The following is a 25674-nucleotide window of genomic DNA, read 5'->3' on the forward strand; positions in this document are numbered from 1 at the left end:
GCACCGAATGGCTGCGCATGGAGGGTAGCGGCGCAGGCTCGGTCACCGCCACTACGGCACCCTCGTCGACCCAAACGTTATCCTATTGATCCGGACATTTATCCCTATGCCGGTATCGGACTTCCGACCATGCCGCACCCACCGTCAGCCATTCGTCGCCGGGAGCCGAGGTGCCCTGAGTCGCGGTCAGACCTGGTCGCCGATGGCGACCCGTGGCTCCGGCGTACGCAGCTTGCGGAAGGTGATCGACCGCATGATCGCGTAGACGTAGAGCGAACCCATCCGCTGGGTGGACCTCGGGAACCGCTCGCGGACCAGCTTCTTGATCCGGCGGGAGATGAGGATCGAGTCGACCACCACACCCAGGGCCAGTGCGCCCCAGAGCAGGTTGGAAGCCAACCGGATCACCGGCGGCATCGCCTGGTTCGAGCCGATCAGCACCACCAGGGCACCACCGAAGAACCAGGTGCCGACGGTACGCCGGGAGTCGACCACGTTACGTGCCAGCAGCCGCTCCGGACCTCGGTCGCGGGGACCGCCCTCACGTCGGAACTCCGCAGCCGCCTCGGCGCGACGTTGCCGGCGCAGCGCCTTCGACTCGTCCTTGCTCAGCGGCTTCCCGGCTCCGGCGGGTCGGCGACCGGTGACGGGTCGCTTCGGCGTCTCCCGACCCTTGCCCGGGGTGTAGGCACGGGACCGGGTCGCCTCAGCCTCCTCCTCCGCTGGCGTCAGCGGATCGGTGGTGGGTTCGGCGAGGTCGGCGGACTTGCGACGAAACAGCGACGGCACGCGGCAAGGGTAGCCAACGCCGCGCGCCCGGTGCACATCGCGGTGCAGCGAACGCGCGGCGGGCGGTTCGGCCCGACGTCGCCCGGTCGCGCTAAGGCCGTTCGACCTGCGCGCCCAGATCGGCGAGTTTGGCTTCGAAGTCCTCGTAGCCCCGGTTGATCAGGTCCACGCCGTAGACCCGGGAGGTGCCTTCGGCCGCCAGCGCGGCGATGAGGTGGCTGAAGCCCGCCCGCAGGTCGGGAATGACCAGGTCGGCGGCGTGCAGCTTGCTCGGCCCGGCGATCACTGCGGAGTGTTTGAAGTTGCGCCGGCCGAAGCGGCACGGGGTGCCACCCAGGCAGTCCCGGTAGACCTGGATGTTCGCGCCCATCGAGTTCAGCGCCTCGGTGTAGCCGAGTCGCTGCTCGTAGACCGTCTCGTGGACGATGGACAGGCCGCGCGCCTGGGTCAGGGCCACCACCAGCGGCTGCTGCCAGTCGGTCATGAAGCCCGGGTGCACGTCGGTCTCCAGCGCGGTGGCCTGAAGTTCGCCGCCCGGGTGCCAGAAGCGGATGCCACCCTCCTGACCGGGCTGTCCCGGTCGTGGCGGACGGGTGTCGGTCACCTCGTACTCGCCGCCGACCGAACGGAAGACGTTCAGGAAGGTCATCATGTCGGCCTGTTCCGCGCCGAGCACCTCGACGTGCCCCCGAGTGGCCAGTGCCGCCGCGGCCCAGCTCGCCGCCTCGATCCGGTCCGGGATCGGCCGGTGGGTGTAACCGTGCAGTTTCGGTACGCCCTGGATCTCGATCACGCGGTCGGTGTGCACTTTGATGATCGCGCCCATCTTCTGCAGGATGCAGATCAGGTCGATGATCTCCGGCTCCACGGCCGCGTTGCGCAGCTCGGTGACGCCCTCGGCCATCACCGCGGTCAGCAGCACCTGCTCGGTCGCGCCGACACTGGGGTAGGGCAGCGCGAACTTGGTGCCGTGCAGCCCGTTCGGCGCGGACAGGTGCAGCCCTTCGGGGGTCTTCTCGACGGTCGCGCCGAACTCCCGCAGCGCCTGCAGGTGGAAGTCGATCGGCCGGGGCCCGATGTGGCAGCCGCCGAGGTCCGGTATGAAGGCGTGGCCGAGCCGGTGCAGCAGCGGACCGCAGAACAGGATCGGGATCCGGCTGGAGCCGGCGTGCACGTTGATCTGGTCGGTGCTGGCGCTCTCCACGTTGGCCGGGTCGAAGACCAGCTCGCCGTCCTCGTCGCCGTCGGTGACCTTGACGCCGTGCAGCCCGAGCAGACCCCGGACCACCTCGACATCCCGGATCTTCGGTACGTCGAACAGCCGGCTCGGGCTGTCGCCCAGCAGCGCGGCGACCATTGCCTTGGAAACCAGGTTCTTCGCACCGCGCACACGGATCCGCCCTTGCAGCGGCGTGCCTCCGTGTACGACCAGGATGTCGTCGGTCAACGCAACCTCCAGCGCGTGCGTGCTGCCGTTTCGATGGATGGACACGACCGGTTCGCTTACCCGGGGTACGGTCGCGCCCAAACGCCCGCGCCCGCGTGTGTCGTCGTCGCCCGGCAGCATAGCCCTCCGTGATGAGAATGGATCGGGTCACACCGCTTTGGAGGGCATTTATCGGTGATCCGGCACTTTCGTGTACACCGGGCGTCACAGAGGGTGATGCCCGGGGTGGGTCAGGCTCCGGGTAGCGCGAGCATCTGGTCCAGCGCCACCCGGGCGTGGTGCGCGGTGTCGGTGTCGACCGTGATCTGGTTGACCACCCGTCCGGCGACCAGTTCCTCCAGCGCCCAGACCAGGTGCGGCAGATCGATCCGGTTCATCGTCGAGCAGTAGCAGACCGCCCGGTCCAAGAACATGATCTGCTTGTCCGGGTGGGCCAGCGCGAGGCGGCGGACCAGGTTCAGCTCGGTGCCGATGGCCCACGCGGAGCCGGCCGGAGCCGCCTCGATGGTCCGGATGATGTACTCCGTCGACCCGACCAGGTCGGCGGCCCGCACCACCTCGTGCCGGCATTCCGGGTGGACCAGTACGTTCACGCCCGGCACCCGGTCCCGAACGTCGTTGACGCTCTCGAGCGTGAACCGGCCGTGCACCGAGCAGTGCCCACGCCAGAGGATCATCTTCGCGTCGCGCAGCTGCATCGCGGTGAGCCCGCCGTTCGGCTTGTGCGGGTCGAAGAGGACGCAGTCCTCCAGGGAGAAGCCCATTTCCAGCACGGCGGTGTTGCGGCCCAGGTGCTGGTCAGGCAGGAAGAGCACCTTCTCGCCCTGCTGGTACGCCCATTCCAGGGCCCGCTTCGCGTTCGACGAGGTGCAGACCACCCCGCCGTTACGCCCGACGAAGCCCTTGATGTCCGCCGAGGAGTTCATGTAGGTGACCGGGACGGTCCGCTCCGCCAGGCCCAGCTCGGTGAGCACGTCCCAGGCGTTCTCGACCTGCGGCAGTGCCGCCATGTCCGCCATCGAGCAGCCGGCGGCCAGGTCAGGCAGGACGACCTGCTGCGCGGGAGAGGTGAGGATGTCCGCGCTCTCGGCCATGAAGTGCACGCCGCAGAAGACGATGTACTCGGCCTGCGGTCGGGCAGCGGCCTCGCGGGCCAGCTTGAACGAGTCGCCGGTCACGTCGGCGAACTGGATCACCTCGTCGCGCTGGTAGTGGTGGCCCAGCACGAAGACCCGTTCGCCGAGCGCGGCCTTGGCCGCCGTGGCGCGGGCCACCAGGTCAGGGTCGCTCGGTGCCGGTAGGTCTCCCGGACACTCCACGCCACGTTCGGTGGCGGGGTCGCTGCCGCGGCCGAGGAGCAGCAGCGCAGTGGCGGTGTTGGAGGGTTCAACCCAGGTCGACGTCACGCCCTCCATGGTCCCACAGCATGACCGTCGTGCCGTCCGTACGGGTGTGGGCTGCCACACTGCCAGGCATGCGCGTACTGCTCTGCCCGGACAAGTTCGCCGGTACGCTGCCGGCCCCGCAGGTCGCCGCCGCCGTGGCCGACGGCTGGCGGGAGGTGGCGCCCGGAGACGAGCTGCTGGTCAGACCGCTGGCCGACGGGGGACCGGGTTTCCTCGACGTGCTCGCCGAGGCGCTGCCGGGCCAGCGGGTCCCGGTGTCGACAACCGATCCACTGGGTCGTCCGGTCGCCGGTGAGATGCTGCTCACCGACGGCGGCGCGGTCGCGTGGCTGGAAAGCGCTCAGGCCTGCGGCCTGCACCTGCTCGCCGCCGCCGAACGGAACCCGTTGGTCACCACGTCGTACGGCCTGGGTCTGCTGATCGCCGCTGCCGTCGAGTCCGGCGCGCGCACGGTGGTGGTCGGGCTCGGTGGCTCGGCCACCAACGACGGTGGTGCGGGAATGCTCGCCGCCCTCGGTGCGGTGGGGCTGGACGACAGTGGCGCGGCCCTGCCGTACGGCGGTGCGGCGCTGGCTGCGGCGGCGACGCTCGACGGGGCACCCCGGCTGCGGGACGCCCGACTGATCGCCGCCACCGACGTCGACAACCCGTTGCTCGGGTTGCACGGCACGAGCAACGTCTTCGGACCGCAGAAGGGGGCCGACCGGGCCGACGTGCTGCTGCTCGACGCCGCCCTCGGACGCTGGGCCGAGGTGCTGGAGCGCGACCTGCCGGGCTGCCCCAGCGGGCTGGGCGCGCTGCCGGGCGGCGGCGCGGCGGGCGGTGTCGGTGCCGCGCTGCTCGCGCTCGGCGGTCGGTGCGAGTCCGGCATCGGGCTGGTCAGCCGGGCCGTCGGGCTGGAGACGGTGCTCGACGAGGTCGATCTGGTGGTCACCGGGGAGGGCCGGTTCGACCACCAGTCGCTGCGCGGCAAGGTGGTGGCCGGAGTGGCCGGCGCGGCACGCGACCGGGGCGTACCCTGCGTGGTGCTCGCCGGTCAGGTCAGCACCGGGCGACGGGAGGCGGCGTCGGTCGGGGTCACCGACACGTACAGCCTGGTGGAGCACTTCGGCGGCGAGGAGCGCGGCGGGCTGGCCGCCGCCCTGGAGCGGCCGGCGCAGGGGCTGCGGGAGCTGGGTGCCCGGCTGGCCCGGCAGTGGAGCCGCTGACCCGGTCCCCACCGAGTGCCTGGTCACGCCGCCGGGTCACGCGGCCAGCGGCGGCCTACAATCAGAAACTGGACCACTGTGGGAATCGCTGACCGGCGGCTGACGTTGGCCAGGGGAGGACCACACCGACGCGCCGCAGGGAGAATTCCACGTGACCACGCCAGCGCAGACCGAGTCGACCGAGGCCAAGGCCCCCACGTCCGTCGTCCTCACCGACGTCGCGGCGCAGAAGGTCAAGGCCCTGATCGAGCAGGAGGGCCGCGACGACCTGCGGCTCCGGGTCGCCGTGCAGCCGGGCGGCTGCTCCGGCCTGCGGTACCAGCTCTTCTTCGACGAGCGTTCGCTCGACGGTGACGTCGTCACCGACTACGACGGTGTCGAGGTCGTCGTTGACCGGATGAGCGCCCCCTACCTGGCCGGCGCCACCATCGACTTCGCCGACCGGATCGACGCCCAGGGCTTCACGATCGACAACCCCAACGCAGGCAACTCCTGCGCCTGCGGAGACTCCTTCAGCTGACTCCCAGCTCCACCCAGACGGCGGCACGGCCTCACCAGGCCCTGCCGCCGTCCGCACCTCCCCGCCCTCTCCCCCGCCCCGCAGGGTTGATCATGAGGTTGTTGTCATCCACACCGGCGTGGCGTGACAACAACCTCATGATCAACCGTGCTGAGGTTCGGGTGGCGGGGCGGTCGCTTGGGGGCGGGGGTGCCGGTAGGCTGATCGGGCTCTGCTGCCGATCCCGAGGGTTGCCATGAAGATCGCCGTGACCGGCTCGATCGCCACCGACCACCTGATGAGCTTCCCGGGCCGGTTCGCCGACCAGCTCATCGCCGACCAGCTGCACAAGGTGTCGCTCTCCTTCCTGGTGGACGATCTGGTGCTACGCCGGGGCGGGGTGGCCGCCAACATCGCGTTCGGCATGGGGCAGCTCGGTCTCCAGCCGGTGCTGCTCGGCGCCGTCGGCGCCGACTTCGCCGACTACCGCTCCTGGCTGGAGCGCCACGGGGTGGACTGCGAGTCGGTGCACGTCAGCGAAATCGCCCACACCGCCCGGTTCGTCTGCACCACCGACACCGACATGTGCCAGATCGCCTCCTTCTACGCGGGGGCGATGAGCGAGGCTCGCAACATCGAGCTGCACCCGGTCGCCCAACGTCTCGGTGGGCTGGACCTGGTCCTGGTCGGCGCCAATGACCCGGAGGCGATGCTGCGTCACTCGGCCGAGTGCCGTGAGCGTGGTTACCCGTTCGCCGCCGACCCGTCCCAGCAACTCGCCCGCATGCCCGGCAAGGACGTGGTGGCGCTGATCGACGGTGCCGACTACCTGATGACCAACGACTACGAGAAGTCGCTGTTGCAGAGCAAGGCCGGCCTCTCCGACGACCAGTTGCTGGACCGGGTGAAGATCCGGGTCACCACACTGGGCAAGCACGGGGTGGAGATCGCGGGCCGGGACATCGAGACGATCCACGTGCCGATCGCCCGGGAGACCCAGGCGGTCGACCCCACCGGGGTCGGCGACGGCTTCCGCGCCGGGTTCTTCACCGCTCTGTCCTGGGGCCTCGGGCTGGAACGGGCCGCCCAGGTCGGCTCCCTGCTCGCCACCCTGGTGCTGGAGACCGTCGGCACTCAGGAGTACCAGGTGCGCCGCGACGTGTTCGTCAAGCGTCTCGCCGAGTCCTACGGCGACCAGGCCGCCGACGAACTCCGCCCCCACCTGCTGCCCTGACCCCGCCGCCTCCCCGACCCCCGTCCGGCACGAGACCTGCCGCCCGGTTCATGATTTGCGCAACTTCCCTGTTGTTGCTGCCACGCGGGCGTTGGAGCCAGCAACTTCGGTGAAGTTGTGCGGATCTTCGGGTCGGTTAGGCGGGACCTGCGGGGTCAGCGTGTTCGGCGGACCCGGTAGGCGGGGCCGGGAGCGGGACCGAGGTACTCCTGCTGGCGCATGCGGCACCAGGCCGGGATGTCCACCGCCGCAGCGGGGTCGTCGGCGAGCACCCGCACCACCGCGCCGACCGGCAGCTCCGGCAGGCGGCGGGCGAGCGCGATCACCGGCAGCGGGCAACGTTGGCCAAGGCAGTCGAGCACCTCGTCGGCGGGGGCGCCGGAAGCCGCGGGGTCGGAGGTCGTCACAGGCCCGTCACCCCCGCCTCCGCCCGCAGGTCGGCGACGATCTGCGGTAGTTCGGTGAGGAAGCGTTCCACGTCGGCCTCGGTGGTGCCGGCGTGCAGGGAGACCCGGACGTTGCCGTGCGAGAGCACCCCCATCGCCTCCAGCACGTGTGAGGGGCGCAGGGTGGCGGAGGTGCACGACGAGCCCGACGAGACAGCGAAACCCCGCCGATCCAGCGCGTGCAGCAACGCCTCGCCGTCGACGTACAGGCAGGAGAAGGTCACCAGGTGCGGCAGCCGGTGCTCCGGATCGCCGACCACCTCCACGTCCGGCACCTCGGCGGCCACCCGGGCCCGGATCCGGTCCACCAGCGCGGACAGCCGCACCGCCTGGGCCGCCGCGTCGGCCGCCGCCGCGCGCAGGCTCGCCGCCGCCGCCACCACCGCGGGCAGGTTGACCGTGCCGGGCGTACGCCCCGACTCACGCTCGTCGGACGGCCAGGGCGACTCCCAGCGGGTGCCTTTGCGGACCACGAGCAGCCCGACGCCGGGCGGACCGCCCCACTTGCGGGCACTCGCGGTCAACACCGACCAGCCGGTCGGCACCGGTGCCCGGCCCACCACCTGCGCGGCGTCGACGCAGAGCGGCACCCCCGCCTCGGCGCAGGCCGCCGCGGCGGCCTCGACCGGCTGGACGGTGCCCACCTCGTGGCTGGCCGCGATCAGCGCGGCCGACGCCACCTGAGCCCCGGCGACCGCCGTCGACCAGGCGTCCAGATCCAGTCGGCCGAGACGGTCGACCGGCACCTCGACGGCCCTACCGCCGCCGGCCACGTGCTGTTCGGCGGCGTACAGCACGGCTGAGTGTTCGATCGCCGAGTGCACCAGGACACTGCCGACCCGTCGGCGTCCGCGCAGGCCACCGAGGACGGCCGTGTGTGCGGCGCTGGTGCCGCTGGGGGTGAAGGACAGCTCGTCGGGGCGTACACCGAGGGTGTCGGCGGTGGCCTCGCGGGCCGCGTCGAGCAACTGGCGGGCGCGCCGCGCCTGGGAGTAGAGCCGATCGGGGTCGGCCCAGCCGTCGTCGAGCGCGGCCAGCAGCGCCTGCCGGGCGACCGGGTGCAGCGGCGCGGCGGTGGCCGCGTCCAGGTAGACGGGGGAGGGAGTCACGTCTGCCCACGCTATCGCCTCGGTCGGCACAAGATCCCCGGTCGGGTGGGGACAACGACCCCAACCGGGTCCAGCCTGGCATGGTCGAGTAATCTGCGACCGTCGGTGACGCCTTTGCCGCCGGTGCGGCGGCTCCGCTCGGCGGAGCCGGCCGGAACGAGACACCGCGGCGCGCTAGGGAGGCAGGACCAGGTGGTCGCAAGGAGTTCGGAGGTACGGCCGACGGCCGTACGGCGCAGCGCATCCCCGCGAGCCGGTGGGCGTCGTGCCGGGCGTCTCGCCGGGCTCGGATTCGGTGGGGCGGCTCTGCTGGTCCTGCTCACGGGCTGTGACGTCGGAGCAGCGGTTGACGGCTTCGGTTGGCCGCAGGGCGGCATCACTCCTGAGTCACGGCGGATGTACGACCTGTGGATCGCCTCGTGCGTCGCGGCGCTCGCGGTCGGCTTCCTGGTCTGGGGCCTGATCTTCTGGTGTGTCGTCCGCTACCGCAAGCGGGGCAACGAACTGCCGGTGCAGACCCGCTACAACCTGCCGATGGAGTTCCTCTACACCATCGCGCCGGTGCTGATCGTCTCGGTGCTGTTCTACTACACCGCGGTGGTGCAGACCGACGTGGTGAAGACCACCAGCAACCCCGACGTCACCGTCGAGGTCGTGGCCTTCAAGTGGAACTGGCAGTTCAACTACCGCGACGGTCAGGGTGTCGAGGCTGACACCACCGCGTCGGTGCTCGGCACCAGCGAGGTCATCCCGATCCTGGTGCTGCCGACCAACCGGTCCATCCGGTTCGAGGAGACCAGCCGCGACGTCATCCACTCGTTCTGGGTGCCCGAGATGCTGTTCAAGCGGGACGTCATGCCCGGCAGCATCCGCAACGTCTTCGAGGTCTCCTCACTGGAGAGCGAGGGAGCGTACGTGGGCCGCTGCGCCGAGCTGTGCGGCAGTTACCACGCCTTCATGAACTTCGAGCTGCGGGTCGTCTCACCGGAGAACTTCGACCGCTTCCTCACGGCCAAGCAGGGCGGTGCCTCGACCCAGGAGGCGTTGACGTCCATCGGCGAGGAGCCGTACGCGATCACCACGAAGCCGTTCGAGACGCGGCGGACCGAGAGCAACTTCAACCCGGACACTGTTCCGGCCGGCACGGGAAGCTGAGGCAACCGGCATGAAGACCGAGTGGCGTATCTTCCTGATCATCGCCGGGTTCCTGCTGTTCGCCAGCGTCCTGTACGGCGCCTGGACGTGGGGCGAGTCGGACGGTCGGATCGAGTGGATCGGCACCGTGGCCCTCCTGCTGTCGTTCCTGCTCTGCGCGATGTGTGGCGGCTTCTTCTGGTTCGTCTCCCGCCGTATCGACCTGCGCCCGGAGGACCGGCCGGACGCTGAGATCGCTGACGGCGCGGGCGAGATCGGCTTCTTCAGCCCGGGTAGCTACTGGCCGTTCGCACTGGCGCTGGCCGCCGCGCTCGGCGGTCTGGGCCTGGCGTTCTGGCAGTACTGGATGATCGGCCTTGGCGCGGTGGCCGTGATCATGGCCGCCTGTGGCCTGCTGTTCGAGTACTACAGCGGCACCCGGCGTACCGCCGAGCACTGAACCTCGAAGCACGACAGGGCCCGCCCCTCGGGGCGGGCCCTGTCGTCGTCGGTGGGTCAGGCAGCACGGTGCTGGACCGTCTTGCGACGGCGCATCGCCCGGCGCGGCGCGTGGATGATGAACGTGACGATCGCCGCCCCGCAGCCGGTGCAGGCGAGCTCGGGGCAGTCGGCACCGTGACCGTCGACGCAGGGCGGTGCCTCGAACGGCTGGCTGCTGCCGCAGGTGTCGCAGTGAAGCTGTCGCTCCGACACGGACCTCTCCTTCCGTTCGGCGGCCAGGTCGGCGGAGATCGCCGGAACTACTCGGGTGTAGTTTCCCATGGCCGTCCGACAGCCGATCCGCGCACCGGGCGGCACGGAGTCGGCCGACGGGTGCGGTGGTGGGTGCGGAACAGCTCCGACCTCGGCCGGATCGAGCCGGAAGGACGCGAGCGGGGGTCAGACGGCGCCGGCGATCTTGATCCAGCGGTCGAGGGTGCGGGCCGCCGCCCCGGAGTCGATCGCCTCGGCGGCCCGGTCCAGGCCGGCGCGGAGCGCCTCGGTCAGATCGCCGTCCAGGGGTCCCTGGGTGGCCAGCGCCGCCGCGGCGTTGACCAGGACCGCGTCGCGCACCGGTCCCGGCTCGCCGGCGAGCAGGCGCCGAGCGACGTCGGCGTTGTGGGCCGCGTCGCCCCCGCGCAGGTCGGCGAGGGTGGCCCGGGGTACGCCGAGGTCGATCGCGTCCACCACGGTCTCTCTGACGGTGCCGTTCTGGGCGATCCAGAACCGGGTCGCGGCGGCGGTGGTGAACTCGTCCAGCCCGTCCTCGCCGCGCATGACCAGCACCGAGTCGCCCCGCGCCGCGAAGACGGCCGCCATCACCGGCGCCATCGTCTCGTCGAAGCAGCCGACGGCACCGGCGTGGGGACGGGCCGGATTGGTCAACGGGCCGAGAAAGTTGAAGGTGGTCGGCACCCCCAGCTCCCGGCGGACCGGACCCGCGTGGCGCATGCCGGGGTGGAACCGGGCGGCGAAGCAGAAACCGATGCCCGCCTCGGCCACGCACCGGGCCACCTGCTCGGGCCCGAGATCCAGTGGGATGCCGAGGAACTCCAGCAGGTCGGCGGTGCCGCAGGAGGACGAGGCGGCCCGGTTGCCGTGCTTGACCACGCGTACGCCGGCCCCGGCCACGACCAGCGCCGTCATCGTGGAGATGTTGACCGTGTGCGCGAGGTCGCCACCGGTGCCGACGACGTCGATCGCCTCGGCGCGTACCTCCTCGGGCAACTCGATCGGGACGGCCCGGCGGAGCATCGCCTCGACCAGCCCGGTCACCTCGGCCGGAGTCTCGCCCTTGGCTCTCAGCGCCACGGCGAAGCCGGCGATCTGGGTCGGCTCGGCCGACCCGGACATGATCTCGCCCATCGCCCAGGCGGTGTCGGCGGCGGGTAGTTCCTCACCGCGCAGCAGCGCGGCGAGCAGGAGCGGCCAGGTCCGATCGCCCATGGTGGGCCTCCCGAGCAGACGGTTGCGGGTGGGACGGGACCGGCGCCGGCTCGCCCGGCGCCGTGGCGGTGCCGGAGTGGGACGTCAGGCGGGCGCGTTCGCGCGCAGCAGATCGGTCACGGTGGCGGCGGTGGTGACCGGGTCCAGCGGGTGAACCAGAGTGGCGTCGACCTCGGCGAAGGACGCCAGCCAGCGGTCGGCGGCGCGGGCGATCACCACACAGGTCGGTGGGGCATCGTCCGGCAGATCATCCTTGATCTGCCGGGCGATGCCGATGCCACCGCCGGGGCTGGCCTCACCGTCGAGCAGCATCAGATCGATCTCGTAGTCGTCGACCAGTCGGATGCACTCGGCGTAGGTGGACGCCTCGACGAACTCGATTCGCAGGTCGGCCGCGGGTCGGGTGCCGACGGCGAGCCGCATCCGGTCCCGCACCTGCGGGTCGTCGCTGTAGAGCAGGACGGTGCACAGACGCTCGCTCATGCCGACACTCCGCTTCGCTTCGTGCCGTCCTGAGGCTCATTCGCACCCAGCTCGACTGGCTCGCTCATGGCTTCCAACGGCTCCCACTTCGTAGCTGCGTGGCTGATCGTACCGGTCGGTGTGGTGCGGGTGACACGCCGCCCCGGGCCGGTTGCCGATGTCCCTCAGGTGGTGGCTTCCGCCGCCCGTTGGCGGGCCTCCTGGCGGTCCAGCTCGCGGTCGACCCGGCGGGCTTCCCGCTCGGACTGGCGCATCCACTGCACCACCAGAACTGCGAGCATCGTCACGCTGACGAACTCGCCGCCGGCCCACACGATGCCGCCGGCGAGCACCTGGTCGTCCCAGGGGTCGGCCCAGCTCAGCCCGAGCGAGGGGTACCAGTCACCGCCGAAGAGGGTGGTGCTCTGCATGATGGTCAGCCCGAGCACGGTGTGGAACGGCACCGACAGCAGCATCAGCAGCGCCCGGCCGGGGTACGGCCAGCGCCCGGGGAGCGGGTCCAGGCCGAGCAGCGGCCAGAAGAAGACGCAGCCGGTCATGATGAAGTGCGCGTGCACCAGCTCGTGCGCCCAGACGTGGTCCAGCGTGTAGCGGTACAGGTCGGTGAAGTAGAGCGCGAACGGGTTCACCACGAAGATGGCGAACGCCACCAGCGGGAACGTGTAGATCCGGGCGATCCGGCTGTGCACCACCGCGAGCAGCCGCTTGCGCGGGCCGGTTGGCAGCGTACGCAGAGCGAGGGTCACCGGCGCGCCCAGCGCCAGGAAGATCGGCGAGATCATCGACAGAACCATGTGCTGCACCATGTGCACCGACAGCAGGGTGGTGTCGTAGGCGCCCACCCCGGTGACCGTGACCAGGGCGATGCCGGCGAGGCCGGGGCCGAGGAAGAAGATCGTCCGGGAGATCGGCCAGCGGTCGCCGCGTAGCCGCAGCCGGTACACCCCGTACAGGTAGAGACCCGCGGCGAGGACCAGTGCGACGGCGAGCCAGTTGTCCAGCCGGGACTCGGTGACCACGGCGGTGATGGAGAACGGCGGGGCGACCTCGGCCGCCAACGCCCCGGAGATGGTCGTCACCTCGGTCGCGGCCGAGTCGGTCGCGACCGCGTTGAGCAGCGGCGCGCCCGGTGCGGCCCAGGAGATCGGATCGACGTGCAGCACGCCAATCAGCCTAGGTCAGGCGAACCGGACGGTACCGATCGGGCCATGCTGGGCCGGGTTTCACCCCCCGCTGATCGCCGGCCGTGGTGAGCGGCCATAATGACCGCGTGACTGCGGCCCCAGCCATTGACAAGAGCCGGATCCACTCTCTGACGCGCCCCAACATGGTCAGCGTCGGGACGATCGTCTGGCTCTCCAGTGAACTCATGTTCTTCGCGGCGCTGTTCGCGATGTACTTCTCCATCCGCGCGGCGGCGCCGGAGCAGTGGGCGGAGCACACGCAGGTGCTCAACGTCCCGTATGCGACGGCGTTCACGACGATCCTGGTGCTGTCCTCGGTGACGTGCCAGATCGGCGTGTTCGCCGCTGAGAGGGGTGACGTCCACGCACTGCGGCGCTGGTTCACGATCACCTTCGTGATGGGCCTGATCTTCGTGCTCGGCCAGCTCAACGAGTACCGCGAGCTGGTGTCCCACGGCATCAAGATCAACGGTGACGGCTACGGGTCGGTGTTCTACCTGACCACCGGCTTCCACGGCCTGCACGTCACCGGCGGTCTGATCGCCTTCGTGATCTTCATGATCCGCACCACCATGGGCCGGTTCACGCCGGCTCAGGCCACCGCGGCGATCGTGGTGTCGTACTACTGGCACTTCGTCGACGTCGTGTGGATCGCGCTCTACGCCATGATCTACTGGCTTCAGTGATCTTGGCGCGGCGCCCGACGCCTTGCCGCTGCTTCACCCCCGCAAGACAAGGTCCAACCGGTTAAGGACACAGGTCATGACTTCTGACAACGACCGCCGACGCGGTCTGCTCGCGCGGCTGCGCGGGCGGCCCGGGGCGCCCAGCAGGGGCCGCCGCCGGCTGGGTGCCGCGGTCCGGCTGGTCGCCGCGCTGATGCTGGCCGGCGGCGCCTACACCGTCCTCGCCCCTGGCGCCGCCGCGCAGGAGAACCCGCCGCTGAGCACCGCCGCCGCCGACGGCAAGGCGCTGTTCGACGTGAGCTGCTTGACCTGCCACGGGAGCAACGCGCAGGGGGTCGAGGGGCGCGGGCCGAGCCTCATCGGCGTCGGCGCGGCCTCGGTCGAGTTCCAGGTGAGCACCGGCCGGATGCCGATGGCCCGGCAGGAGGCCCAGGCGGCGCGCAAGCCCGTGGTGTTCACCCGCGACGAGATCGACCAGCTGGCCGCGTACGTCCAGGAGCTCGGCGGCGGCCCAGTTGTTCCGTCGGGCGAGAACCTGCACGCCGACGGCAACGTCGCGCTCGGCGGCGAGCTCTTCCGGATCAACTGCTCGCAGTGCCACGCGTTCAGCGGTGGCGGCGGTGCCCTCTCCTCGGGCAAGTACGCGCCGAGCCTGGGCCCGGCCACCGACCGGCAGATCTACTCCGCGATGCTCAGCGGCCCGCAGAACATGCCGGTCTTCGGCGACAACCAGATCACGCCGGAGCAGAAGGCCGACATCATCGCCTACATCCAGCAGACGCTGAACAACGACGGCGATCCGGGCGGCTTCTTCAACCTGGGCCGGTACGGACCCTCCACCGAGGGTGTTGCGATCTTCCTCGTCGGCATCGTCGCGCTGGTTTTCGCCAGCCTGTGGATCGCGGGTAAATCGTGAGCGGGGGAACCATGAGCAGCCAGACCGGGCAGCCGGCCCTGTCCGACGGGGAACCGCTCGACGTGAACGACCCACGGCTCAGCCGGTTCGACATCGTTCGTGAGGGTGCCCGGCGGGACGACATCGAGATCGTCCACTACGAGCCGCAGGTGGTCGCGGGCACCAAGGCCGAGCGGCGGCTGGTTCGCACCGTGGCGGCCTTCTTCCTGCTGACCGGCCTGGCGGCGACCGCCTTCCTGGTGATCTACATCTGGTGGCCCTGGGAGTACGAGCCGGGTCGCGGCGGGGACAAGTTCTACACCCCGCTGCTCGGCGTGACCCTCGGCATCGCTCTGCTCGCCGTCGGCTTCGGCATCCTCACCTGGGGCAAGAAACTGCTGCCCAAGGAGGTGTCGATCCAGGATCGGCACGAGGGCGCGGTGCCCGCCGAGGACCGGCGGATCACCGGCGAGACCATGGCGTACATGGCCGAGGAACTGGGGGTCAAGCGCCGGCCGCTGCTCGGTGTGTCGCTGCTGGCCGGCCTCCTGCCGGTCGGCGCTGTCGCCGCGGCGCCGCTGGTCGGCGGGCTCATCTCTGACCCGCACAAGGACAACCAGATGATGACCACCGGGTTCGCCCCTCGGGACGGTCAGAAGATCCGGCTGGTCCGTGAGGACGGTCGGCCCATCCGGCCGGCCGACATCAGCGCCGGCGGTCAGATCACCGTCTTCCCCGGCGTGGAGCACGGGGTGAGCAACCGGTACGCCGACTCGCCCACGCTGCTGATCCACCTGCGCGAGGAGGACGCCGAGGCATCCCGGCGCAACAACGAGCGCGAGGGCCACGGCGGCTACATGTGGGGCAACTACGCCGCGTACTCGAAGATCTGCACGCACGCCGGCTGCCCGGCGAGCCTGTACGAACAGCAGACCAACCGGCTGCTCTGCCCGTGCCACCAGTCGCAGTTCCTGATCACCGACAACGCCAAGCCCATCTTCGGTCCGGCCAGTCGGCGGCTTCCGCAGCTGCCGATCGAGGTGGACGCCGAGGGCTACTTCGTGGCTACGTCCGACTACACTGAACCCGTCGGGCCCGACTTCTGGGAGCGGCCGTGAAGCGGCGAAAGTTTGACGTAGCAGCCGTGCCCGGCAACACCGCCCGGGCGGTCGACGACCGCTTCCAGGTGGCGACTCCGCTGCGCCGACTGCTCAACAAGGTCTTCCCGGACCACTGGTCCTTCCTGCTCGGCGAGATCGCGCTCTTCTCGTTCATCGTCCTGCTGCTGACCGGTGTCTTCCTGACCTTCTTCTTCGAGCCGACGATGACCGAGGTCATCTACAACGGCAGCTACGCCCCGCTGCGGGGCACGCCGATGTCGGCCGCGTACGCCTCGACGCTGGACATCTCCTTCGACGTCCGCGGCGGCCTGATCATGCGCCAGATGCACCACTGGTCGGCGCTGCTGTTCATGGCCGCGATCGTGGTGCACATGCTGCGGGTCTTCTTCACCGGCGCGTTCCGCAAGCCGCGTGAGACCAACTGGATCATCGGCTCGCTGCTGTTCTGGGTCGGCTTCCTGGCCGGCTTCACCGGCTACTCGCTGCCGGACGACGGCCTCTCCGGCACCGGCCTGCGGATTGCCTCGGCGATCATGCTGTCCATCCCGGTGATCGGCTCTTGGGTGACTGCGGCGGTCTTCGACGGCGAGTTCCCCGGCACCATCATCATCAGCCGGTTCTACATCGCTCACGTGCTGCTGGTCCCGGGCCTGCTGGTGGCGCTGATCTCCGCCCACCTCGGGCTGGTGTTCAAGCAGAAGCACACCCAGTGGCCGGGACCGGGCCGGACGAACGGCAACGTGGTCGGCGAGCGGATGTTCCCCCGCTACGCGATCAAGCAGGGCGGCTTCTTCATGGTCGTCTTCGGCGTGATCGCGCTGATGGGCGGTCTGTTCCAGATCAACCCGGTGTGGCTGTTCGGCCCGTACGAGGCGTGGGTGGTTTCCGCCGCCAGCCAGCCCGACTGGTACGTCATGTTCCTCGACGGCTCCACGCGGCTGATGCCCGATTGGGAGATCAATATCCCGATCGGTGACGGGTATGTGATCCCGCCGTTGTTCTGGCCGACAGTGGTGCTACCCGGCATCCTGGTGGGGATATCCCTGCTCTACCCCTTCATGGAGGCTCGCCACCTGAAGGACTACCGCAGCCACAACCTGCTCCAGCGTCCCCGCGACGTGCCGTTCCGCACCGGCCTGGGCGTCATGGCCATCACGTTCTTCCTGATCCTGACCCTTACGGGTGCGAACGACGTCATCGCCGACAAGTTCCACATCAGCCTGAACGCGATGACCTGGGCCGGCCGGATCGGTCTGCTGCTCCTGCCGCCGCTGGCGTACTACGTCACCTACCGGATCTGCCTCGGCTTGCAGCAGCACGACCGGGAGGTCCTCGCTCACGGCGTGGAGACCGGCATCATCCGGCGTCTGCCGGACGGCCGGTTCGTCGAGGTGCACCAGCCGCTCAGCGCGGGCAAGGAGCACGGCGAGCTGGAGTACGTCGGTTGGGTGGTGCCGAAGAAGATGAACCGGCTCGGTGCTCTCGGCCCGGCCATCCGTGGATTCTTCTACCCGATCGAGAAGCCGGCCGAGGCGCCGGTCTCACCGGGGCACCCTCCGGTCGAGCCGCGCCCGGATCGGGAGGAGATCACCAGCGGGGAGAACCGCCCCTGAGATCCGCCGCAACGTGACGTGGCGCCCGTCGGATTCCTCCGGCGGGCGCCACGCCCGTTTGGCCTCTTCCGGACGTCGTCGCCGCTTCCCGTCGCCGCCGGATCGCAGGAATAACCCCGGTCAGCCGGGTATCCGTGCGGTCCAACGTCTCAACGGGGAGGAAGCATGTTGGGTATCAAACGCCTCGGCCTGCTGGCCGCGCTGGTGCTGGTCGGTGTCGCACCCGCCGCAGCAGCGCAGGCGGCGCAGCCGTCGGAACAGGACACCCAGTACCTGCAGGCGATCCACCAGACCAACCTCTACGAGATCGCCGCCGGTGAACTGGCCCAGGAGAAGGGTCAGAACCAGCAGGTCAAGGAGCTGGGGCAGCAGTTCGTCACGGACCACACCGAGCTCGACCAGTCGGTGCAGGACCTGGCCGGACAGCTCAACGTCGAGCTGTCCGACGAGCCCACCACCGATCAGCAGACGGCTCTCGACCAGCTGAACAACGCCAGCGGTGAAGAGTTCGACCGGCTCTGGGTGACCCAGGGCCTGGCGGGCCACGTCCAGGCCATCCAGGCGACCCAGACCGAGATCTCGCAGGGCACCGAGCCGCAGGTGGTTCAGCTGGCCCAGACCGCGCTGCCGGTCCTGCAGGCGCACTACGACGCCCTGGTGATGCTGGCCGAGGAGCTCGGCATCCCGGTCCCGGAGACCAGCCCGAGCGGTACGCCCAGCCCGGGTGGCACCGCCCCGGCTCCGGGGGTGACCACGCCGACTCCGGGCGGCACCGAGCCGGCTCCGGGTGGCACCGTCACCGAGGAGGCGCCGGTTCCGGGTGGCACCGAGGTCCCGGTGCCGCAGCAGAGCTGACCCGGCGGTACGAGGCGAGCCGGTCCACCCCGCGCGGGTGGGCCGGCTCAGTCGGTGCTGCCCAACCCGATGGCGAACGCCTCCTCCAGGTCGTGCCGGGAGTACGCCCGGAAGGCGATGTGCGACTCGGTGTTGAGCACCCCCGGCACCTTCGAGATGCTGCCCGCGATGATCTGCGCGATCTCGTCGAACTCGCGGACCCGGACCATCGCGATCAGGTCCACGTGCCCGGCCACCGAGTAGACCTCGCTCACCCCCGGCAGGTTCGCCAGCGCCTCGGCCACCTCGGGAATCGAGTCGGTGGCGCAGTCGATCAGCACGATCGCGGTGATCACGTGGCTCTCCGTTCGTCGGCGTCGCGTCGTCGCTCATGCTAACCGCGTGGCACCGACGCGGTGCGGTGTAGCGGTCCGTCCGCCCCACAAGGCGTGGCAACCCTGAGTGACTGCTACGCGCCGTGACGCTGGGCCCCGTCGACCGCCGCCCACCCCGTCTCCTCCATCCACGCTTTGCTCTGCTTCAACCGACGCACAACCCCGCCTTGCAGGGGTGATGCGATCAGTGCCCGCGGCGGGGGTCGGTCATCGATAGTACGGAGGGTGACTGTTGCGTCTGTTGAAGCAGAGCAAAGGATGCGAGGGGGAATGTGACGGCCGGTGCGGCTATTACCGGTGGTGATTCTGGTCGTGGTCGTGGTCGTGGGCGGTGGCGGAGAGGTCGGTCAGCACCGGATCAGGCGGTGACCGCTGGGACGGTCAGGTCGACGCCGACCCGGATCACGTCCCGCAGGTGCTCCTCGTCGCCGACGCTGGCCTGCGGCCAGATCACGCTGCGGCTGACCGTCCCCCGGACGGTGGCGCCCGCACCGACGACGCAGCGGTGACAGTCGCCGGTGACCGTGGCGGTCGGGTCGATCAGGCAACCGTCACCGGCGGCGTGCAGGTTCGCGGCCAGGTAATCGGCGGGGGTGCCGGTGTCGATGAAGGTGCCCGGGAAGGGGATCACGTCCAGCCGGCCGGCCGCTTCGGCGGGACGCCACACCGCGCGTACCAGGTCGCCGAAGGTGGCGGGCAGCTCGCGGACCAGCCGCCACGGCAACAGGGAGAAACCGGTGAAGACGTGCCCGTCGAAGGTGCCCGGCGCCGTCGGGTCGCTGGCCGGCTGACCGAGCAGGCGTACCGAATCGCCGTCCCAACCGTCCAGCAGCGCGGCGATGTCCGGACCGGGTGGTGCCGCCGGATCGGACAGGTACGCGTCGGCGTTGCCGACCAGGACGCCCCGGCCGTCGATCCAGTCCCGCAGCCGTCCCACACCGCCCGCGGTGCCCAGCGGGCTGCCCGGCTCCACCGAGAGGTGCGCCCGGGTACCCACCCGCTCCACCACCTGGTCGCCCAGGTAGCAGGCGTTGACCGCGACCGTATCCGGGCCGCTCAGGCCGAGACCGGCGAGCCGGGCCAGCGCCCGGTCCAACAGCGGCACGTTGCCCACCGGGCAGAGCGCCTTGGGTACCCGTTCGGTCAGCGGTCGTAGGCGGGTGCCCTCACCGGCGGCGAGCACCACCGCGCAGAGGCCGTCGGCGGTCGACGGGACACCCTCCGGCCCGGTCATGGCGTTGCGTCGGGCAGCGGTGGGGGGAACTGCCCGGCCAGCGGACCGATGTCGTAGTAGGCCAGCAGGCGGGCGGTCGGCCAGGTCAGCTTCGGCAGGTCGTCCAGCGGGTGCCAGGCGGCCTCGAAGACCTCGGCGCCGTCGACGGTCAGCTCGGTGCTCGACGCCGGCACCTCGGCGGTGAACACCACATCCACCCACCCCTTGGCGTGCACGACCGCGTTGGGGACCGCCGGAGTGAGCCGGCTGGGGGAGAGCCGGACACCGGTCTCCTCGAACAGTTCCCGGGCGGCACCGACCGCCGGGTGCTCGCCGCGTTGCAGCAACCCCGCCGGCAGGGTCCACCCTCGGCCCGGCGGCTGCCGCAGCAGCAGCAACCGTCCGGCCCCTGCGGTCTCGCTGTCCCGGAGCAGGGTGACGGCCCCGACGATGTACTTGGGCACGGCCATCCGGACCAGCCGACGTCGTACCGGCAGCGGCAGCCGGTAGAAGACCTGGTACGCGACGGCGCGCCCGGTGCGGCGCGTACGGGGGATCATGGCTTCAGGCTAGTGGTCGTGAGGCACCTTCGCGCCACGAGGACCACGCCCGGTAGGGCACGGGGCCACAACGGTCACTGACGGTGGTCAACCAGGTCGATGAGTTGGCGCACCACCGCGTCCGGCTCGATGACCCGGTCGAAAACCGCCACCAGCAGGGTTTCCAGATCCGGGTAGCCCAGCTCCTCCGACAGGCGCAGCAGCGGCAGATCGCTGGCCAGCCCCCGGTTGTACCGACGTAAGGCCAGCCCGATGGTGGCCCGGCCCAGACGCACCTTGTCGCTGATCGAGATGCCCGGCTCGCTGTGCTCGGCGAACCACCGGTTGATCTGCATCTGCGCGTGCGGTGACTTGACGAACCCCAGCCATTCCCGACGCGGCCCACGCGGGGCCACCTCGGCGTCGAGGCTGCTCTCCTCGTCGGTCTCGGTGAAGATCTCCACCACGTCACCCTCCTCGAGCTCGGAGGAGAGCGGCACCAGTCGACCGTTGACCCGTGCCGCGAGGCACCGCTCACCCCGGTCGGTACCCAGTTCGTACGCCAGGTCGACCGGGGTGGCGCCGGCCGGCAGCACGATCTGCCGGCCCTCGGCGACCACCTGGATCTGCGCCTCGGACAGGTCGCAGCGCAGCGAGTGGAGGAACTGCGCCGGGTCGGCCGCATCCTGTTCCCAGTCCAGCACCCGGCGCAGCCAGTCGAGCTGCCCGGTGGAGGCCCTGCCCCCGCCGGAACGGGGGAAGCGGAAGTCGGCGGCCACCCCGTACTCCGCCGCGCGGTGCATCTCCGCCGTGCGGATCAACACCTCGACCGTACGGTTCTTCGGCCCACAGACGCTGGTGTGCAGCGAGCGGTAGAGGTTGTTCTTCGGTGAGGCGATGAAGTCCTTGAATCGGCCCGGCACCGGACGCCACAGACCATGCACCGCGCCGAGCGCCGCGTAGCAGTCGGTCGTCGGGCCGTCCACCACGATGGTGATGCGGGGCAGGTCGAACGGGACGGTGTGGCCGCCGGCCACGGTGTCCTTCCAGATCGAGTACAGGTGCCGGGGTCGCGGAGCGACCGCCGCGTCGACCCGGCTGCGCCGTAGCGCCCCCTTGACCTGCGCGACCACCTCGGCGAGGTAGCTGTCCCAGCCGGGCCGGTCGTGCACGTGCCGCGCGATGCGGGCGTGCTCGTCCGGTTCGAGGTGCAGCAGCACCACGTCGTCCAACTCCCGCTTCAGGGTCTGGATACCCAGCCGGTCGCAGAGCGGTACCAGCACCTCCTGGGTCTTGCGGGCGATGCGTTCGCGGGAGGCGGCCGAGCGTACGCCCAGGGTGCGCATGTTGTGCAGCCGGTCGGCGAGCTTGATGATGAGCACCCGGACGTCCTTGCCGGCCGCAATGATCATCTTGCGGATGGTCTCGGCCTCGGCGGCCTGCCCGTAGAACGCCTTGTCGAACTTGGTCACCCCGTCGACCAGGTGGGCGACCTCGTGGTCGAAGTCCTCCGCGAGGGCCTGCAGGGTGTAGCGGGTGTCCTCCACCGTGTCGTGCAGCAGCGCCGCGACCAGGGTGGTGGTGTCCATGCCGAGTTCCGCGCAGATCTGGGCCACCGCGAGCGGGTGGGTGATGAACGGCTCCCCGCTCTTGCGGAACTGGCCGCGGTGCATGTTGTCCGCGATGGTGTAGGCGCGGCGCAGCACGCTGGGGTCGGCGCCGGTGTGGATGGTCCGGTGGGTGCGTACCAGTTGGCCGACCGGTTCGGTCTCGGCGGTCGGCCAGGTGAGCAGCGATCGGAGCCGTCTGGTCAGGGGCAACTCGCCGGGCTGTGTCGGGAGCGCGCCGCCCAGGGCACCGCCGTGTCCGGCGTTGACGTCCACCTGGGACACCCCCTCACGCCTGCTGCGCCACCACCACCGGAATCCGGCAAGCGGGAGCAGACCCTCGAAACGGGCAGGACTGCACTTCCTTAACAGAGTAAGTGAGTCGACGTAGTCCGATCGGACAGTTGCTCATGAGCGTTCGGACCAGAGTTGCGGGGACGCCGCGCTTTCGGCTTTGGTCAACAGGTCACGGAACCGGGCCGCACCGGCCACCGGGGAGGCCCAGCCGGCGGACATCTCGACCAGTCGGGTCTCCGGTCGTTCCAACCAGGACAGGATCCGCTCCGACTCCTCCGGAGTGGCGGCCGGGACCGGGCCGTGCCCGGGTGACACCGTCTCGGCGGTGGCCCGGATGGCGGTCAACGTCGGTCGAGGATGGACCCCGGGCGGCGACACGCCGGCCCCGGCGAGTCGGCCATGCCGTACCAGCGCCAGCTCCCAACCGCCGCCGGCCGCCGGATGCGCGGCGGCCACCTCGGCGAGGCCACTCAGCGCGGCCAGGCGCTGCATGCGTACGGCGGCCCGCAGCACCGCCGCGAGGCGGGAGCGCACGGTCGCCGCCTCCTCGTAACGCTGGTTGGCCGAGAGCGCCTCGATCCGGGTCAGCAGGGCGTCCACCACCGGCTGCGGGTCGCCGGTGGTGGCGGTGGCGAACGGCGTGACCGCGCGGGCGTCGTACTCCTCAGGGGAGATTCGGTGCTCGCAGGGGGCCGGGCAGCGACCCAGCTCGGCCAGCGCGCAGGCCGGCGTCACCGTGCGCAGCGACAACCGGTGGGTGCACTGGCGCAGCGGCACCGCGTCGTGGAAGCCGGCGGCGGCCAGCTCGGCGGCTCGCCGCGAGGTGAAGGGGCCGAGGTAGGCACGGTCGCCCGGGGAGATCTCCCGGACCACCGACAACCGGGGGTACGGGCCGTCGGTCAGCTTCAGCCAGACCACCCGCTCCGGGTACTTCGACCGTCGGTTGTACGGCGGCGCGTGCGCCGCGATCAGCCGCAGCTCACGCACCTCCGCCTCCAGGGAGTGCGCGCACTCCACCGCCTCCACCCGTTCGGCGGCGGCCAGCATCTCCGAAATCCGGGCGCGTTTCTCCGCGGCGGTGAAGTAGCTGCGTACCCGGGTGGCGATGTCCCGGGAGGTGCCGACGTAGAGCGGTCGGTCGTCGGCGGCCCGGAAGATGTAGACCCCGGGACCGCGGGGCAGCCCGTCGGCCAGGTGCCGCTTGCGACGTTGGGTCGGAGTGACCGCGCGGGCGAACTCGATGGCGTCGCCGATGGTGTCGACCCGGTGCCCGCCGAGACGTCCGATGAGGCCGTGCAGCACGTCGACGGTCGCCCGGGCGTCGTCCAGGGCCCGGTGGGTCGGCTGCGTGGCGGCCCGGAAGTACGCGGCAAGGGTGCCGAGCTTGCGGTTGGGCACCTCGTCGCGCAGCAGCACCCGTCGGGCCAGGGCCGCGGTGTCCAGCACCCGTGGATTCGGCCAGCGGTAGCCGTGCTTCGCGCACGCGGCCTTGAGGAAGCCGACATCGTAGGGTGCGTTGTGGGCGACCAGCACGGCGTCCGAGACGAACTCCAGGAAGCTCGGCAGCACCTGCTCGATCGGCGGTGCCGGCAGCAGCATCGCCTGGGTGATGCCGGTCAGCACGGTGATGAAGGGTGGGATCGGCACCCCGGGATTGACCAGGGTGGCCAGCACGCCCAGCTCCTCGCCGCCGCGCACCTTGACTGCGCCGATCTCGGTGATGCCGCCGCCGTCGGGAGCTCCGCCGGTCGTCTCCAGATCGACCACCACGAACGTCGTCGCGTACAGCGGCAATGCCGGGTCGACACCGTTGACGGTCGGGTCGAGCCCGGCCAGCGTCGGTTGGCGGAACTCCTGTGCTGCCATCCGCGGCACCGTAACCGTCCGGTCCGACACTCGTGCCCCATCGGCCCCAACAGTCACCACCGGTCTAGGATGAGAGATCGGCTCACCACCGGGCGGTGGGCCCGGTCGCGGTGGGAGACTTGCCACATGCCCCTCACCGAGCCGCATGACGACAACCTCCCGCAGGAGGAGCAGGTCGTCTCGGTGCCCGCGGCTGGTGGCGGTCCCATCGACGACCCGGTGACGGACAGCGACGCGGCCGAGGTGGGGCAGCCGGAGCCGGAGCCGAGTCTGCCCGAGCCGGTGCGGCAGCGGATCGTCTCGCTCACCGCCGCCGTGTTGCCGGGTCTGCCCGGCGACGAGGTGCCCGTGCCGCTGCGCCGGGTCGCCAAGTTCGCCCCGAATCGACGCGCCCGGCTCGGTGCGCCCGTGATCGCCGCCCAACTCGCCGCTGATCCGCTGTTCCGGCAGCGGGTCTCCGCCCGGGTGCTGGCCGACGTCGGTGACCTGGGTGCCGCCGTCGTTGACGGCACCGCCCCCGCCGCCGCCGACCCGGTCGAGGTGGCCGCCCTGGCCTACCTGGCCCGCCCGCGCGGCTGGCGGGAGCTGATCGACGCCAGCGGGGCTGCGGTCCGCGCCGAGGCGGACACGGCGGTCGTGGCCGAGTTGGTCCGGCAGGCGGAGCAGCGGGCCACCCGGGCCGAGCACGACCGGGCGGTGGCCCGGGTCGAGGCCGACAAGCTCCGCGACGAACTGGCCCGGGTGCGCGAGGAACTGGGCCAGTTGCGCGAGGAGACCCGGCAGTTGGGCCGTGCGCTGCGGGAGGGGCAGGCCCGGGAACGCCGGGCCAACGAGCTGCTGGCCACCGAGCGGGGCCGGGCCGCGCGCGCCGCCGCCGACGCGGACGCTGAACTGCGCCGGGCCCGGGCCCGGCTGGCCGAGGCCGAGGCGGCGGCCGGGGTGGCCCGCAGCAGTGCCAAGGAGGCCCGCTCGGTCGACGACGCACGTTTGTGGTTGCTGCTGGAGACGATCGGTCAGGCCGCCCGTGGGCTGCGTCGGGAGCTGGCTCTGGACCCGGTCGACAAACTGCCCGCCGACTTCGTGGCCGACTCCTTCGCCGATTCTCCTGCCGCCACCGAGGCCGCCGTCCGCGCCCGGGACACCGACGACCCGGCCCGGCTGGACCAGTTGCTGGCCCTGCCCCGGGCGCACCTGGTGGTCGACGGCTACAACGTGACCAAACGCGGCTTCGGTGAGATGTCCCTGGAACAGCAGCGCAAGCGACTGGTCAGCGGGCTCGGCGGGATCGCCGCGCAGACCGGTGACGAGGTCACCGTCGTCTTCGACGGGGCGGAACGGGTGCACGGCCTGCCACCCACCCCGCGCGGCGTGCGGGTGCTGTTCTCCCGCAAGGGCGAGACCGCCGACGAGTTGATCCGTCGGCTGGTCCGTGCCGAACCGCCGGGCCGCCCCGTGGTCGTGGTCTCCTCCGATCGCGAGGTCGCCGACGGGGTACGTCGACATGGGGCGTACCCGCTGGGGGCCGACTCGCTGCTGCGTCGCCTGTCGCGGTCCTGACCCCGCCGTCGTCGTCCCGGGCCGGTCGTGCGGGTGGGACGACGGGCGGGGGCGGGCGTACCCCCGGGACATAGGATGGGCGCCCATGGCGACAGGAGCGGCGGTATGAGGCGCAGGGCGGACGACGGGTCGGTTCGCGTTCGCTGCGGCGGCGGATCGCCCACG

At 70.8% G+C, this 25674-nt stretch carries 25 protein-coding genes; 11 read left to right on the forward strand and 14 right to left on the reverse strand.

Annotation, left to right across the window (positions count from 1 at the left end; translation table 11 throughout):
- Positions 1-186 precede the first annotated feature (186 nt).
- The 3 genes from Vlu01_RS09590 to nadA all read right to left on the reverse strand — a co-directional run bounded on the left by Vlu01_RS09590 (position 187) and on the right by nadA (position 3642).
- Positions 187-789: a DUF3043 domain-containing protein gene (locus tag Vlu01_RS09590; RefSeq protein ID WP_203996713.1), complete on the reverse strand. Its 603-nt coding sequence runs from the start codon at positions 787-789 to the stop codon at positions 187-189.
- 91 nt (positions 790-880) lie between these two features.
- Positions 881-2236 (reverse strand): UDP-N-acetylglucosamine 1-carboxyvinyltransferase, encoded by a 1356-nt coding sequence (gene murA, locus Vlu01_RS09595; protein ID WP_203997088.1) that lies wholly within the window; start codon positions 2234-2236, stop codon positions 881-883.
- 230 nt (positions 2237-2466) lie between these two features.
- Complete coding sequence (gene nadA, locus Vlu01_RS09600) at positions 2467-3642, reverse strand: quinolinate synthase NadA (protein ID WP_203996715.1); 1176 nt, start codon at positions 3640-3642, stop codon at positions 2467-2469.
- 68 nt (positions 3643-3710) lie between these two features.
- On the opposite strand from nadA, the gene Vlu01_RS09605 reads away from it, so the two are divergent.
- From Vlu01_RS09605 to Vlu01_RS09615, 3 genes are all read left to right on the forward strand, one after another.
- Positions 3711-4850 carry a glycerate kinase family protein gene (locus Vlu01_RS09605; RefSeq protein ID WP_203996717.1) on the forward strand — a complete coding sequence of 380 codons (1140 nt, stop codon included), beginning with the start codon at positions 3711-3713 and terminating at the stop codon, positions 4848-4850.
- 151 nt (positions 4851-5001) lie between these two features.
- Positions 5002-5370: an iron-sulfur cluster insertion protein ErpA gene (gene erpA / locus Vlu01_RS09610; RefSeq protein WP_013735179.1), complete on the forward strand. Its 369-nt coding sequence runs from the start codon at positions 5002-5004 to the stop codon at positions 5368-5370.
- A 235-nt stretch (positions 5371-5605) separates the two neighbouring features.
- A complete protein-coding gene (locus Vlu01_RS09615) occupies positions 5606-6583 on the forward strand; it encodes a carbohydrate kinase family protein (protein WP_203996719.1) in 978 nt (325 codons plus the stop codon).
- Between the two features lie 155 nt (positions 6584-6738).
- Here Vlu01_RS09615 and Vlu01_RS09620 read toward each other — a convergent pair whose 3' ends face one another.
- Positions 6739-6990 (reverse strand): sulfurtransferase TusA family protein, encoded by a 252-nt coding sequence (locus tag Vlu01_RS09620; protein WP_203996721.1) that lies wholly within the window; start codon positions 6988-6990, stop codon positions 6739-6741.
- Entirely contained in the window at positions 6987-8138 is a 1152-nt protein-coding gene (locus Vlu01_RS09625; RefSeq protein WP_203996723.1) for a cysteine desulfurase family protein, read from the reverse strand. The genes Vlu01_RS09620 and Vlu01_RS09625 overlap by 4 nt, the downstream gene beginning before the upstream one ends.
- Before the next feature lie 192 nt (positions 8139-8330).
- Here Vlu01_RS09625 and ctaC point away from each other — a divergent pair, with 192 nt between their 5' ends.
- Positions 8331-9293 carry an aa3-type cytochrome oxidase subunit II gene (gene ctaC, locus Vlu01_RS09630; protein ID WP_203996725.1) on the forward strand — a complete coding sequence of 321 codons (963 nt, stop codon included), beginning with the start codon at positions 8331-8333 and terminating at the stop codon, positions 9291-9293.
- Positions 9294-9303: 10 nt separating this feature from the next.
- Complete coding sequence (locus Vlu01_RS09635) at positions 9304-9732, forward strand: cytochrome c oxidase subunit 4 (protein ID WP_203996727.1); 429 nt, start codon at positions 9304-9306, stop codon at positions 9730-9732.
- Between the two features lie 56 nt (positions 9733-9788).
- On the opposite strand, the gene Vlu01_RS09640 is transcribed toward Vlu01_RS09635, so the two are convergent.
- The 4 genes from Vlu01_RS09640 to Vlu01_RS09655 all read right to left on the reverse strand — a co-directional run bounded on the left by Vlu01_RS09640 (position 9789) and on the right by Vlu01_RS09655 (position 12865).
- Positions 9789-9986, reverse strand: a complete 198-nt coding sequence (locus tag Vlu01_RS09640) for a hypothetical protein (protein WP_203996729.1) — start codon at positions 9984-9986, stop codon at positions 9789-9791.
- A gap of 186 nt (positions 9987-10172) precedes the next feature.
- Positions 10173-11219, reverse strand: a complete 1047-nt coding sequence (gene trpD / locus Vlu01_RS09645; protein ID WP_203996737.1) for an anthranilate phosphoribosyltransferase — start codon at positions 11217-11219, stop codon at positions 10173-10175.
- A gap of 84 nt (positions 11220-11303) precedes the next feature.
- Positions 11304-11702 (reverse strand): response regulator, encoded by a 399-nt coding sequence (locus Vlu01_RS09650; RefSeq protein ID WP_203996739.1) that lies wholly within the window; start codon positions 11700-11702, stop codon positions 11304-11306.
- 164 nt (positions 11703-11866) lie between these two features.
- Positions 11867-12865 (reverse strand): cytochrome c oxidase assembly protein, encoded by a 999-nt coding sequence (locus Vlu01_RS09655; protein WP_373307326.1) that lies wholly within the window; start codon positions 12863-12865, stop codon positions 11867-11869.
- Between the two features lie 107 nt (positions 12866-12972).
- On the opposite strand from Vlu01_RS09655, the gene ctaE reads away from it, so the two are divergent.
- The 5 genes from ctaE to Vlu01_RS09680 all read left to right on the forward strand — a co-directional run bounded on the left by ctaE (position 12973) and on the right by Vlu01_RS09680 (position 18056).
- Entirely contained in the window at positions 12973-13572 is a 600-nt protein-coding gene (ctaE, locus tag Vlu01_RS09660; RefSeq protein ID WP_203996741.1) for an aa3-type cytochrome oxidase subunit III, read from the forward strand.
- Between the two features lie 76 nt (positions 13573-13648).
- A complete protein-coding gene (qcrC, locus tag Vlu01_RS09665) occupies positions 13649-14488 on the forward strand; it encodes a cytochrome bc1 complex diheme cytochrome c subunit (RefSeq protein WP_203996743.1) in 840 nt (279 codons plus the stop codon).
- 11 nt (positions 14489-14499) lie between these two features.
- Positions 14500-15585, forward strand: a complete 1086-nt coding sequence (gene qcrA, locus Vlu01_RS09670) for a cytochrome bc1 complex Rieske iron-sulfur subunit (RefSeq protein ID WP_203996747.1) — start codon at positions 14500-14502, stop codon at positions 15583-15585.
- Complete coding sequence (gene qcrB / locus Vlu01_RS09675) at positions 15582-17201, forward strand: cytochrome bc1 complex cytochrome b subunit (protein WP_203996749.1); 1620 nt, start codon at positions 15582-15584, stop codon at positions 17199-17201. The genes qcrA and qcrB overlap by 4 nt, the downstream gene beginning before the upstream one ends.
- A gap of 165 nt (positions 17202-17366) precedes the next feature.
- Entirely contained in the window at positions 17367-18056 is a 690-nt protein-coding gene (locus tag Vlu01_RS09680) for a DUF4142 domain-containing protein (RefSeq protein WP_203996751.1), read from the forward strand.
- A 47-nt stretch (positions 18057-18103) separates the two neighbouring features.
- On the opposite strand, the gene Vlu01_RS09685 is transcribed toward Vlu01_RS09680, so the two are convergent.
- The 5 genes from Vlu01_RS09685 to Vlu01_RS09705 form a co-directional block, all read right to left on the reverse strand.
- On the reverse strand, positions 18104-18391 hold the full coding sequence (locus Vlu01_RS09685; RefSeq protein ID WP_164449239.1) for an Lrp/AsnC family transcriptional regulator: 288 nt from the start codon (positions 18389-18391) through the stop codon (positions 18104-18106).
- A 397-nt stretch (positions 18392-18788) separates the two neighbouring features.
- Positions 18789-19664: a nucleotidyltransferase family protein gene (locus Vlu01_RS09690; protein WP_203996753.1), complete on the reverse strand. Its 876-nt coding sequence runs from the start codon at positions 19662-19664 to the stop codon at positions 18789-18791.
- Positions 19661-20203 (reverse strand): NUDIX hydrolase, encoded by a 543-nt coding sequence (locus Vlu01_RS09695; RefSeq protein WP_203996755.1) that lies wholly within the window; start codon positions 20201-20203, stop codon positions 19661-19663. The genes Vlu01_RS09690 and Vlu01_RS09695 overlap by 4 nt, the downstream gene beginning before the upstream one ends.
- Before the next feature lie 74 nt (positions 20204-20277).
- The gene (locus tag Vlu01_RS09700) at positions 20278-22065 is read right to left on the reverse strand and encodes a RelA/SpoT family protein (RefSeq protein WP_203996757.1); all 1788 of its coding nucleotides are present in this window, start codon (positions 22063-22065) and stop codon (positions 20278-20280) included.
- A 132-nt stretch (positions 22066-22197) separates the two neighbouring features.
- Positions 22198-23952 (reverse strand): DEDD exonuclease domain-containing protein, encoded by a 1755-nt coding sequence (locus Vlu01_RS09705; RefSeq protein WP_203996759.1) that lies wholly within the window; start codon positions 23950-23952, stop codon positions 22198-22200.
- A gap of 126 nt (positions 23953-24078) precedes the next feature.
- Between Vlu01_RS09705 and Vlu01_RS09710 the strand changes: the two genes are divergently transcribed.
- Positions 24079-25509, forward strand: coding sequence for an NYN domain-containing protein (locus Vlu01_RS09710; RefSeq protein WP_203996761.1), 1431 nt, complete (start codon positions 24079-24081; stop codon positions 25507-25509).
- Positions 25510-25674: the final 165 nt, after the last annotated feature.

This window comes from Micromonospora lutea (assembly GCF_016863535.1).
In the GTDB taxonomy this organism is placed as follows: domain Bacteria; phylum Actinomycetota; class Actinomycetes; order Mycobacteriales; family Micromonosporaceae; genus Micromonospora; species Micromonospora lutea.